This is a genomic window from Paenibacillus sp. FSL R7-0345 (assembly GCF_038595055.1).
Taxonomy (GTDB): Bacteria; Bacillota; Bacilli; order Paenibacillales; family Paenibacillaceae; genus Paenibacillus_AQ.
Genome location: NZ_CP152002.1, coordinates 749,794 through 763,094, shown reverse-complemented (window position 1 = coordinate 763,094; position 13,301 = coordinate 749,794). Strand labels below are relative to the sequence as shown.

The window sequence follows — 13,301 nt, the reverse complement described above, 5'->3', positions numbered from 1 at the left end:
GTAAATATAAATTACGATCATTGCATCTTTCAACAGGTTTACTATAATTTTCCTTTTACAATGTTCTTCCTTGATAAGTCATTAATATTTTTCTTAACTTATTGTCATTTTTAACTGAAAATTTAATCACATCATCATTCATGAAGTATTTTTCATAATCATACACATAAGGATGATATTGCTTTACATAGTTTATGTATTCATGTTTTACTCTTTCAGATATATAATATCCTTTTGGTGTAAATGAAGCTTTGGATAATAAATAATCCCATTGTTTTAAATCGCTACTATCACCTTTCCCCAATTTCTGTTTTTTTGCAAGAGATAGGAGGTTATACCGTTCAAAAATACTAAGTGTTAGCTTCTCCATTTTTTACGACTCCTTAGACATTAGTTCATCAATTTGAAGTGTTAGAATTTCCTTATTTTAAGAAATCATTAAGAATCAATCTTAAATTACAAATAGAAATATTTATTCTTTTAATATTTCTAATATTCTTTTCTGTTGATATATCTCTGCCCCATTTATGTAGTCTCCTGTGATTAGAATTCCATAATTCATGTTTGTTATGTAGGATTATTTTACCATAACAAATAGCATGAAAATATAGATATTTGAATAAACTTGGAATCTAATAATCATCACGTAATTCTATAGAAAAAGACAAAACAAAAAGCCTTGAGATTGTTCTCCGGCTCTTTGATATAAATTCATTGAAATGCTTGGTTACTTTTAAGGATCTATTCCATTTTCATATTTAAAACTTTTCTATCTCCCCTTTTAAAAAAAATGTATTCTCACGATGTAACCTATTTTGGTTCTATGGATTATGATGAAACGCTGAGAGTGGAAGTTCAACAAACTAAGGATAAACTTACTGAAACTCTTGTTCTCCAGTTGGGTATCTCTCACCGAACTAAGCAACTTCACCTGTCTAATATTTTCATTCCCATCACAGAGCATAATAAGGGTTACGGATTTGGTTTGCTCCATGAAATCCTAACTGTAGCTAACGCTTATGGCTACAAGCTATTCATTGTAGATATGGTCCCTTCCTTTTACAAACGTATGGTTTCTAAAGGCGCAAAAGCAGCTATCGAAGCCGATGATGTCGTATTGGTCGATGATGAGACGGAGCTGCTTTCGCATCGATCCTGACATTTTTGAGTCGATCTATCTTTTAATTTTTTTCACTATCAATTCTGGTTGAAACAGGCGATGGTCGATTTAGTTCCCCTTAATAAAAATGAAACATGAAGTAGCAGACTAAAATTATTGATTTTTCCAGTCTAATGCTTTATTTTTCATTACTGGCTTTTAGTTTCACTCACTTGTTTGATAAGTCTAAAACTCATTTCTCAATACCTGACGATTTTGCAACCAAAAAACCGCGTCAAATCAACAACGTCAATCTAATACTTTATTTTCTTCGAACAATAGTCGGCATAAATTTAGAGATTTTAATGATAGGTTTTCATATAATTAATTCCCTACTACTTCAAGATATGTGTATCTTGATTTAATTGAACAACATTCACGCAAATAGAGATTCCCATCACGAACGGTAATAGATTCCGAGGTAAAAGAAAATATTCTACCATAATACACCATATCTTCACCTATCCATACCTCCACTCGTTTTTTACAAAAAATATAATTTTCGATTTGTAAATCTGTAGTTATTCTAACTCGTGATATCATATTAAAAGTCCCCTCAATAGAAAAAGCATCCATAAACAAGGCTTTCGCCTGTTTACGGATGCTTTCCGCTTTTTTTGTATTCAGTTAACCTAATAATACGTTCTATGCTATATACTTGTCAATAATTAGGGCAGATGGGCCTTCCACGTCTGCGACACTTTCTCTAATTAATGGCGATGTACATGATAATGACCAACCCGGACGTCAGGGCCTTGCACCATTGTAACTTCGAGGTAGAGGTTATAAAAACCAATTCCTTAAAACTAGGAATTATTTACCGCTTGTTTGAATTTTAATCATACAGTAATCTTAAGTGATCAACCACCACAGTCAAATCCATCCGAATCGGAGGGTTTTTTTGTGGTGGTTTTTCGTGGTGGTTTTTCCCTCTCATTTTGGAAGTAAATGAGACTAATTAACGTTAAACCGTTATTCAGAATATGGGGTGTTAATGTGAATCCATTCATTAATTGACTCTCTGGCAAATAATATTCGTCTTCGTACTCTTATAAAGGGAATTTGATTTTCACGTACCATTGTATAAATACAGTCTGTAGAGACACCGAGATACTCAGACAACTCAGATACAGACATTATAGCTTGCTGCTGAGGACTGTTTTGGCGAAAGATTAAATTCTCATCTCTACTTTCAACAGTATCATAAAATTGAAGCTTTTTCTTCTCGACACCTATAAGCTTCTCTTCCATTTGTACTAGTGTTTTTAATAATTGAATTCGTAATAATTCATATTCTTTCATAAAGTTCACCTCCAATAGTATTGTTTAATTCAAAACTTTACATAAAGTTGTAGTAACAGTGATTGACGTTTTTGCTTAGAGTTTTTTAAGGATACAGATTCCGACTTGATATGATTCCGTATAGACGTGTTATTGCCGGAATGCTTAATCTTTGGAGTTTTAACATCTTTGTTTTTCTAATTGTAGTTTTAGTAATGTAGCTGTTAGGTATTAACTCACTTCAGCATTCCTAAGTTCTACCTAGGACTTACAGATATAAAATATTCAAGCAAATCCGATGAACTACACAATCATTTTTCCCTCTAATCAACTCAAGAGTCTTTTCAACAACAGTACTTCGGAGGTGTCTTATTATCAGTTTCCCCCATTCAATACATTGGTTCCAATCTCTCAGTTCAACTGAGAGTTTCTATAATGCTAACGAAAATGCATTAATATGGTTAGTGGTGATACTATGAACCCTACCATCAAATATGATGGCGTCTATCAAAGTCATATTCGTTCTCTTGTAGATGAGTATTTTTCAATAATGCACAAGCTAGAGAATGAAAGTGATTTAAAACGTCTACAAGCAAAATTAAAATCAACAAAACGCAAGTTATGTCAGTTGGATTATGTAGATGTGTTGGCATTACAAAACTCCATTGAGCTTTGGCATTTACTCATGAATGATTCAGACCTTTATTTTAGACGCACACTCTGCAGAAGATTATTTAATCTTTCAGAGCCTGATGTAGCAGAAGCACTTGGGTATTCTGCTATAAGAGCAGGCGCGGCACATAACTTATTTAATTCATCTGGAATGCCACATTGGCCTAGACCATTCCAACTTTCCATTTTACTTAATCATCCTTGGCAATTGGTTAACAAAAATAATCCTGAGGAATTTTCATACTCTACACCAGCAGAGTACTTCGACCCAGCAGTTGCAAAAAAAATTCACATTAAGGATCTATTTACTGAGAGAAACCAAGTAAAGAGCATTGCGGGTTTTGTCATTTTAAACCCTCAGGAGCTATTTCCACTAGAACTGCCTCCTGTAACCGGACGCTGGGTTACCACTTATCCTGAAATGGATTACTTCGAGTTCCATCTCTACCACGAGCCCGTACTGGACAAAGCTTTACAAAAACGCATCCTTGACGCATTTCCATTAGCAAACGATGTGATAAGAACCTACATCCCATTTAGATCAAAAATGAGATCCCTTTGGATCATGATGCCAAAAGTGGGCCGGGAGCAAGACTATAAGGGCTTTATTACAGAGTTCAAGACATTTAGAGATGCTACAGTCCACTGTCAACTAAGGTAGCCATAATAAGCCGTCTCCTTCCGGAGACGGCTTTCTCAGTCTAACTGAGAAATTATAAAGTTCACTTCATTCATGGCCATCATAAAGGTAAAGATCAAATATGGAGGCCTTAAACAAATGGATCATGAAAACCACTTAATCACGAAGAACGAGCAGTCGAAAACTGATGAGACCCAAGAATCTTTTCGGCAGAATTTTTCTTTTGCCGAAAAGATTCTTGACGTTCAGGGTATGTTTCCCACGCTCAGTGACGATCATGATATTAGAAAAGTCACGCGTGAGAAGGTGGAACTTATGCTGTATGCCAAACAACGGATACCTGAAATTCAACCTATCGAGGGCAACACGTATCTGGGTGCAGAAGGGATCAATAATTGGATATGGGAAAACAGAGTGCAACCTGAAATCCCTCAAAGTTTATTACGAGAATATTTACGTCGTAGGATGCACAATACACCGCATAACTTTTTCAGAAAATTCCAACTTACTCACAATCTTGTGCTTCACACTGCGAAGCTTTTTGAGATCGCTCCTTCTCAAATTGAAGATAGACACTTGCTTGATCCCAAAACCCTTCACCAGGGTTTTGAACAACTAGCGAAGGATGGGGTCACGTCAACTCTATTCCACTTTTTAATGCGAAAATCCATTCATAACGGAATATTAGATAAAGACTTCCCATTCGTTAAAGCATCAGACAAAGAGTCACGAATGCATCCGAGAATCCTCAACCTCCAAATACATATGGAAGAAAAAGGACTATCTCGTAAATATATTCGGAATACAGCTACCCACGTACACCAACTCTTGGTTTGGCTTTGTGCAAATGTCCAGATGTTTAGGACAACAAGTCCAGATACGATCTCAATTTTCCAAATCCAAAATGAACATTTGCTGATGTACCGCACCTACAAACTAAGGCTCGTAAGGGATGATGGCAACAGCCGAATCTCATTTGCACACAGTATATATGCCATACGCTTATTCTATCGCTTTTTGCATGAGAAATTTGGCTATGAGGCCCCCTTACAGCGCTTCTACTCCATAAAGGCCCCCCGATACAGCCCTCGTGAACTTCCAACGGATCAGCAAATCGAAGCATTCTTTCATGTGGTGGCGCAATACGCAAGAAATCCTGTCCGTGAAGAGATTGGGTACCGATTGATGTTCCATCTGGGGTTACGCTTATCGGAAGTAGCGCATATCAAATGGAGTGATATTAATTTAGGAACACGAACGATCGTCATCCACAGTAAAGGCAAGAAGAGTCACGTTTTACCTCTCGTTGGAAAGCTCTATTCCCTTTTACAAGAGCTTCACACACAGCCGAAGACAACCTACATCATGGGACAAAGTATCTCTACGATTAAACACGAGGTATATGAATATTTCATTCTTTATGCGATGATTACCGGTTGGCCGTTTCCAGGTGGCGTTCATATCTTTCGCCATATGTTTATTACGCGTCTTGCATACAAGGGCGTCCTTCCTCAAGCGATAAAAGAATTAGCCCGTGTACGAATGCTGGATACCGTAGGGCTATACATGCATATGGCACACCGAGATCAGCACATGATTAGTCAAATTGATCTGCTCAAATATGAGTAAGGAGGAGGTACGTTATGCCTATATTTGATGATACGATAGCCAATGATATTGCTTTTGAAGAAAACCTACTCCAACTGGCGGATCAATACGGACCAGATGCGTTTAAACGCATGCTGCAGCGCCTGTCTCCTCAAAACCATGCTGATGCGATAAAAATGAAGGAATCGGTTCTGCTGGATGTTGCGGTTCTCCATTATTACGAGAGTGATGCGTTTCAGAGCTTAGCAAAAACCTCGCAACAGGCATATCGCTATGAAATGAATTTGTTCTTACGGTATTGCGAACGCTCAAAAGGAGCAAACCCAAACATCAAGGAGATTTCTTCTGCAGCCTTTTTAAACGACTATCTAGCCCCTGTTCAAAAACTGAATACACGCAACAAAAAAGCTGCTTTTTTAAGAAGTTTTCTAGGAGAGGTTTTTACTCATTTCTTCAACCAGGATATCCGGAAACTCAAACGAACCCTCTCGGTGGAAATAGATCAAAACCGTGAGCCACGTGCATTTGCCAAGGAACAGTTGGATGAGCTACTATGCCTTGTTAGGCTTGGTCGCGAAGCGCACCGAAATTTCACCATTTTATGGACCTTTTTAGGTTCCGGTATTCGGCTGAGTGAATTGTTACATCTACAGATTGGTGATATTGTTTCATCCCGGCAAGAGATCCTTGTACGTGGAAAAGGAAAAAAAGGATACAAACAGCCTAGCAAAATAACCAAATCCTCCCTTGAAATACTGAGTAAATACGTGAGCTTTCGTTACCATGGCGTGAAAGACGCGCAAGATTATCTGGAACGATATATTTTTTCGGACGATAGTGGAAAATCCCCTTTACACGAAAGTACGGTTCAGAAGATGTTTACTGCCTTGATTGATCAAGCAACCTCTATACCCGAATCCGACAAAAAACCTTATAAGCTTTCCGTACACTCTTTGCGGCATTCCTTTGCACTCTATCTGCTTGAATCCGGTGTAAATCTATACACGATTAAGGAACTAATGAGACATTCGTGGCTGAGCTCCACGGAGGTTTATTTAAAATTGTTTGATAGTATGCTGGTTAAAGCAATCGACCAGCATCCCCTCGCTCAGCTTAAAGCAAGCGATCTCTTTTGAATCAGGAGGCGATCCCTATGGCTTTTTTACTTCAGTCCGCCTACTTCCAGATCTGGAGCAACAATTTCACATTAAGAAGTTCAACCAAACAAAAATATATAAGCGTAATCAAAAAATTCGAAACCTTCTTACTCGACAATGGTTTTGAAGGAGCACTTGATTTTGATCAATTTCATGCCAGTCGTGAGCATCCCGGCAGATTCCTCCCCATTCAACGACAGGTCTTTGATCGTTTTTTTATGGACTTAAAACATCATGAAAATATGTCGAATATGAATCTCGCAGCTACCATTACCGTGTTACGATGTTTCTTTGAATTCCTGTATGAGGCGGATCTGATTCAACATAACCCACTGCTTGGATATCCTAGGCCAAAATTCGAGTCCCCCATTCAAAACACGGCCTTGTCGAAAGCAGAGTGTCTTGCCCTTCTACAATCTGCGTTGCATAGAAGCCCGTTCTACCGTCAAGAATTTGTGTTTCTCTGGTTCATGCTGATCACGGGTCTTCGACTTTCAGAGGTCCGTTACCTAAAGCGGAAACGGGTACAATTGAATACACGGATCGTCCACGTGTTTGATGCACAAAAAACCGAGAAACGACCTGTCGCCCTCCCTCAGGATCTCACAGTAGAACTTGAACGGTACATCCAACATCCTGAATATCTTAAATATGCGAATCAGGGGGATGAATATCTATTCCATCAACAAGGAAAAATCATGACCGTCGATAAGATTAAACGGATACTATCTGAGTTAGCACAAGATGCAGGCCTTGGCAGACATATTCGGCCACATGATCTTAGACGAACAGCAGGATATTTGATGCAGACTGGCGGCATGAGCATCATCGATATCCAGCATCAGATGCGACATAAAAATATAGGAACCACGCTTCGTTATGTACCTCCACTGAGTGATTTAACTAAGATTCTTGAGGACACATGAAGAGAGGGTGTATCTTCTTTCATAATGCAGGACCTAGATCGCTTATACGCCAATATCTTACACCAAGGCGGTCCTCTATTAGATAACATTATTTCTCCAAAATCATCTCTATTTATTTTAGAGGCTGATAAAACAATAAAAAACTGATCGTCTACCGACGATCAGTTTCTCTTAAGTAGCAATTGAGAAAACTCGTTCCGAAATTACTATAGCTTTTTCCTATAGTTTCACATATTTTTTCCAACCACTCAGTCGTTTGTCTAACGTACTTTTGACTTTGTGACGATAGCGACTATATTCAAAACCGAATGAGACAAAGGACTCATCCCCCTCCGCATCAGCCATAACATTCTCTGCCATGCAGTGGGTCTCTGCATTGTCCCAAGCCTTAAGGTGAGCACTACCAGAGATAAATCTATCCCATACCTGCAATTCATCACATAAAATCGCCAAATACAACAACGGCTCATTTTCAAGCTTAATAGATTCTTTATCATTCATGTTGTGATAGATTACCGTTCGGCAAGCCGGTATCACGTAATCAGTCAAAACTTTAACAGGATACTGATAGTTAGTATATAAGTTATGGTATAGTTCTTTATATTTCTTATCCTCTGGACTCTTAACATCAACTTTTTTCTCAAGTTCAGCGGAAAGCCAGTACCATATGGAGGTGTATTGTAACAACATTAAACCGCTGGCAATTGCGTGATCGACTCGAGGATCCTCTTTTTCGTTTCCGTACCCAAAACTTGCTATCTTCTCAGCGTTTCTGACCAGATCTTCTTTCACCGTTGGCGAAATGAGATAATCAAACCCAGAATCTCCTTTTCCGGATACTGGTTCTATACCGAGTACTTTCAACCAAGGAACCCTTGAGAGCTCTTCAATTATCGCCATTGGTGTTTCAACATGACGAGTATTAATTTGTATAAACTTTTTCTCAAATTGATTCCAAATCTCTCTAAGAGTGTCTTTCGCAACATTAAGCTCAACTTCATCTTTTACCCACGAAAAATCATCGAATTCCCCTTCAAATGCGTCTCTAAAGAATTTATCGTAATAAACCCCAAATACCCGGAATGCTTGAAGTTGTTCTTCTTTACTAGAGTCTGGGAATACGTTAGCTGTTTCGTTGCCAACCATCCGACTTTCGTAAAAGAGATATCCAATATCATGTAACAAAGCGGCAAGCGTCCACTGGAATACAAACATTTTTTCTTTTTGATTGCTATTTATTTTGGAATTAATCGCCTCGCGAAGATCAGAAACATTATCATACATCCAGATACCGAGTAAAAACAAATATACTGTATGGGCCGTGTGATCGTTCTGTTTTCCATAATTTATAATACGTTTGATTTCCAGACTAGCAACTTCTTTACGTAAGCCTAAGATTTCTGTGTACTCCATTGTTTCTAGTACTTTCTCCGCTACTTTTTCCCCAAAGATAACCCGCTTGATGTCGGAGCGTGCGCTGAAAAAGTCGACCAGCAACTTGTCGAAGTTCATAATGCGGTTCCTTAAATACCTCGCAGCCCCATTTCCATTACGAAAATGCAGTAAAAGACGCTCGTTTATATTCATCGTCTACTTTCCTCCTGTTTTTATATCATTTATTGATTAATTGTAGAAATAATAACCTATAAGTGATAATACAAGGAATACAAGAGTATTGTCTATATGTGGTAAAATAGAAGTAATAGGGATAAGGTATTAGGTATACTTCTAACGTCATGGACAGGAGAAATCATAATGTCGATTATTAAGGAAAATTACGATAAATTGTACCCCTTACTTAGTTATTTGGGGGATATGGTCGTATTAGCAGAGGCTTGGAAAAAAACACATACATACATTCGAAAGCATAATTGGTATGCTGACCCGCTTGAGTTGGATTGTTCAACTATCAATCTAGAGCAAAAAATTATTGAGTGGTCGAAGGAAATAATGAATTGGACCTATGAGCCAGGCGAGATGAGGCTTGTATTAGCACCAAAAAACAGCAAGTGGACTTTCAAACCTGATATAAACCAGCTGCGGATCGACCTTTGGAGCCCACGACTATTAGAGGAAAAGAAAAAGGACGACTCAACTTCTGAAACAGAGCTGCCTGAAGAGAATGAAGAAACTAGCCTAACAGGCGTTGAGAGCACGCAGCCTTTACGCCCACTGGCTCATTTATCGATAAAAGACCAGACGATAGCCTCTGCTCTCATGATGTGTCTTGCTGATGCTATTGAAACAGCTCAAGGTCCATCAGATGAGTCGAATTTTAATACTGCACAGAAGAATCAAATCTTCAGCTATGGAAATCGGCTTCAATGTACCTGGACATCTCCGCCTAATAATCGAAAGTTGGCTAGTTTTAGCTGGGGGAGCTCTCACTGCTATCGGCAGTACTATACCGATTACCAGACATTTTTAAAACGTCCGCGCTCCCAGGCTCAGTATTACGCCTCTATCGCTCCTCCAACTTCCGATCTGTTCATCCTATCCTTTGATCTAAAAGGATTTTATAACCATATTGACCGTAAAGCGCTAATCGATCAACTTCGCCATTATGTCTCGGAGTATTACATTAACTCTAGTAGTGAGGTAAGTTTCCCCGTTGAAGGAGATGATACAGGAACGCTCCATTCTATAGATGAATTTTTAGAGAGCACAACGGGCTTTTGGGAAACCGTCGAAACAGTTTTTTCATGGAAATGGAACGAGCGAGATGCTCTAGTAGCCGAAAAAACTGTAAACCTATCTGCCCCTAATGGGTTACCGCAAGGGCTTGTTGCAAGTGGTTTTTTAGCAAATGCTTACTTAATCGGTTTCGACAGAATGATTGGGCAAGAAATTAACCGAGAAAATAGTAAAGAGTCGTTTATTATTCGTGATTATTGCCGTTATGTCGATGACATTCGTCTAGTCGTAGAAGTAATTGGTGAAAAGAAAGTTAACAAAGTTAAAGATATATTTGAAAAATGGATCGATAAGAAGCTGAAGGAGCACCAGAAAAGAATTGGAGTGAGTACTGAAGATGCCACGCTAACGATCAATAAAGACAAAACGAAGGTACTACCTTTTCATCAACTTGCTCCTGGCTATCATTTATCGGCTGTTATGAACCAAATCCAGCAATCTATTAGCGGAACACCTGACCAAGACACGATTCAACAGACGATAGGAACCTTGGATGGGTTATTCCATTTGACCGAATATCATGAATCCGATGAGCGGGGAAAAACCAGAAATAGCTTGGAGTTATCTCGGGTCACTGCTACACATGTGGACGTTCGGGATGATACACTGAAGCGATTTGCTGCAACTCGTGTAGTGCACTCTTTGCGAATGAAGCGTACCATGACAGACCTAGAAGAGCTGATTGCAAATAGTGATGACGGATATGGTAACGTAAAGGCTGGTCAATTACTGGATCATGAATTTGAATCCATTGCGCGCAAGCTAATAGCCAGTTGGGCCGAAAATCCATCTTTGACGTTGCTGCTTCGATGTGCATTTGATCTGTATCCTGATGCTTCATTGCTTGAGGTTGTAATCGAAGCATTAGAGACTAAGCTATTTGCGCCAGATATAAGTACAATTGAGTGCACTCGTGAAATTAAAGTTGCGGAATATGTAGCAGCCGATTTGTTTCAAGCGGCCGCTACAACGATAGGCTATAAGAATGAACGGATATATCCTGAATCAGCAGACATTTCTTGCTTCCGTGATGCGCTCGGAGAGTTTGCGACAAAGTTGTTAAAACATCGGTCATCTAACCCATGGTATGTAAAACAGCAAGCGATACTTTTCCTATCTACAATAGGCATCTTTTCGTACACAATTAATGCTAAGAATTCAGAGATTAAAATTCTAAAGCACCATAAGATGTTGAAAGAAGTCGGTCAATTTAAGTTGAATGCAACAAATGAGAATTTAACGGAAGTCGTTACTGTATCTCTAGTCGCACAGCAAGTTCATCCCAGTCCAGTTAGATTCAGTAGTTGGTTTATCTCATTGTTGAATGACCAAAATTTAGATGATAGTAAGCGTAAAGAAGCATTGTACAAGTTGTTTTATAATAGACCGGATTTGATGGATCATATTCTTAAGTCTACACGAATTCGCTCAGCAACATGGAGAAATGTTATACCACCGGAAATTAGGCAGGCGCAAAAGATTTCTAACTCTGGTGAAATCAAGTTGACTAATAACTCAGACTTATCGTTGCTACGTATAACTAAAGGGAACCGAAATCCCTTTAAGCAAGAAAACGCTTTGTTAATGCTTGCCCGTACTATCTTAAAAGATAAGGAAGCACATGCTCTACTCACGAGCACCCTCTCAATAAATTCAATTACTGTAAAGTGCAAAGACTGGAACAGCATTCAGAATCCCGGAAAAATTAAAGAAGAGAAGTTCCTAGAAGTAGCCATAGGTGGAGATATATCAACGAGTGAATTGTATTACATACCATCTTGGGTCAAGAAAGAGTTTAGCTGGATGTACAATTTAGGCCAAATCCTTAGATCCTGCATAACAGGTGAATATGATTTCACGGCACAAACATATCTGATGAGGGATCAGCTTCACTCCTATCGAGGATTGCGCTCCACCTGGTATACACGACGATTGGGAATGAACAATCATGTTAAAGGTTTATTAGGTGAACCAAGCCCTTTATCGCCATGGGTTACGGAATTACTGTTCCGCTTGCTACAATGGCCAGGAGTTAGAACAATAGACGGGCATATTCCAGACATTGATTCCATCAGAAATATCGGTGACCTCCTGTTCATTATTGAAAAGAGAATTGACGCCCAAAGACAGATTTATGGTAATTTGTCAGACACACCTTTCTACATCATTCCTTCTTTCACCCGAGCTAAACCTGAGAATAGAAATTTGAGAGTCGCTATTGTACAGCCTTTGTTACCAGGTAATGACGACTTTTGCGTACAAGACCCATTACACTGGACGCCATCTTTCCGCGCTCGCCACCGCAACCATATTGCTTCTATGTGTAATTTAGTAAACAGTCATATTAAAGCGAAGCATTCTGCCTCCATGACGGTAAGCAGAGAAGTCAGTAAAAAGCAAGATATGGACTTGATTGTCTTCCCTGAGTTAACAATTCATCCAGACGATTTGGACCTTTTGCGTGGTTTGTCGGATGCAACAGGAGCTAATATTTATGCAGGAATGACGTTCATTCAATCGGCGCAGACGAATGAAGTTCGAAATCAGGCACTGTGGTTACTTCGTACAGAACGTCTTACGGGACGTGAGTTCACGCTGGTTTACCAGGGTAAGCAGCATATGACCAAATCAGAGCAGGATTTAAACGTACAGGGCTACCGACCGTATCAAGTAATTGTTGAGTTTGGTAATGAGGAGATTGGGAGGACTCGTTTGGCGGGAGCAATTTGTTATGATGCCACAGATCTCAGCTTAGTAGCCGATTTGAGGGATATATCTGATGTTTTTGTTATCGCTGCAATGAATCAAGATGTAAATACGTTTGATAACATGGTGGGCGCTTTACACTATCACATGTACCAACCTGTTATCCTAGCTAATTCCGGAGAGTTTGGAGGATCGACTGTACAGGCCCCTCTAACAAAACATGCACGGCAAATTGCTCATGTACATGGAAATAATCAGGTAGCTGTCAGCATGTTCGAGATCGATGCTTCTATTTTTAAATCCGTTAACCAACCACCGACTCCACCTCAACGTAAGACACCCCCAGCTGGTTATCGAGGGCGAGTATGAAATAGACAGAGTTACATATGCCCAAATAATTTTTCATGAACACACCGTCTTAAATTGGGCGGTGTGTTTTGCTCCTCTATGTAGTATCA

General features: G+C 39.1%; 9 protein-coding genes. 6 read left to right on the top strand and 3 right to left on the bottom strand.

Going from position 1 to position 13,301, the window contains the following annotated elements:
* Positions 1-55 precede the first annotated feature (55 nt).
* Positions 56-370 (bottom strand): hypothetical protein, encoded by a 315-nt coding sequence (locus NST84_RS03270; RefSeq protein ID WP_342564228.1) that lies wholly within the window; start codon positions 368-370, stop codon positions 56-58.
* A gap of 453 nt (positions 371-823) precedes the next feature.
* Here NST84_RS03270 and NST84_RS03265 point away from each other — a divergent pair, with 453 nt between their 5' ends.
* Entirely contained in the window at positions 824-1,159 is a 336-nt protein-coding gene (locus tag NST84_RS03265) for a hypothetical protein (protein WP_342564227.1), read from the top strand.
* A 972-nt stretch (positions 1,160-2,131) separates the two neighbouring features.
* Here the strand turns inward: NST84_RS03265 and NST84_RS03260 are convergent.
* Entirely contained in the window at positions 2,132-2,461 is a 330-nt protein-coding gene (locus NST84_RS03260; RefSeq protein ID WP_342564226.1) for a helix-turn-helix domain-containing protein, read from the bottom strand.
* 454 nt (positions 2,462-2,915) lie between these two features.
* Between NST84_RS03260 and NST84_RS03255 the strand changes: the two genes are divergently transcribed.
* From NST84_RS03255 to NST84_RS03240, 4 genes are all read left to right on the top strand, one after another.
* The gene (locus tag NST84_RS03255; RefSeq protein ID WP_342564225.1) at positions 2,916-3,773 is read left to right on the top strand and encodes a hypothetical protein; all 858 of its coding nucleotides are present in this window, start codon (positions 2,916-2,918) and stop codon (positions 3,771-3,773) included.
* Positions 3,774-3,890: 117 nt separating this feature from the next.
* Entirely contained in the window at positions 3,891-5,381 is a 1,491-nt protein-coding gene (locus tag NST84_RS03250) for a tyrosine-type recombinase/integrase (RefSeq protein WP_342564224.1), read from the top strand.
* 14 nt (positions 5,382-5,395) lie between these two features.
* Entirely contained in the window at positions 5,396-6,496 is a 1,101-nt protein-coding gene (locus NST84_RS03245; protein ID WP_342564223.1) for a tyrosine-type recombinase/integrase, read from the top strand.
* A 17-nt stretch (positions 6,497-6,513) separates the two neighbouring features.
* A complete protein-coding gene (locus NST84_RS03240; RefSeq protein ID WP_342564222.1) occupies positions 6,514-7,443 on the top strand; it encodes a site-specific integrase in 930 nt (309 codons plus the stop codon).
* A gap of 219 nt (positions 7,444-7,662) precedes the next feature.
* Here NST84_RS03240 and NST84_RS03235 read toward each other — a convergent pair whose 3' ends face one another.
* Complete coding sequence (locus NST84_RS03235) at positions 7,663-9,030, bottom strand: hypothetical protein (RefSeq protein WP_342564221.1); 1,368 nt, start codon at positions 9,028-9,030, stop codon at positions 7,663-7,665.
* Positions 9,031-9,198: 168 nt separating this feature from the next.
* Here NST84_RS03235 and NST84_RS03230 point away from each other — a divergent pair, with 168 nt between their 5' ends.
* The gene (locus tag NST84_RS03230; RefSeq protein WP_342564220.1) at positions 9,199-13,212 is read left to right on the top strand and encodes a reverse transcriptase domain-containing protein; all 4,014 of its coding nucleotides are present in this window, start codon (positions 9,199-9,201) and stop codon (positions 13,210-13,212) included.
* The last annotated feature ends 89 nt before the right edge of the window (positions 13,213-13,301 follow it).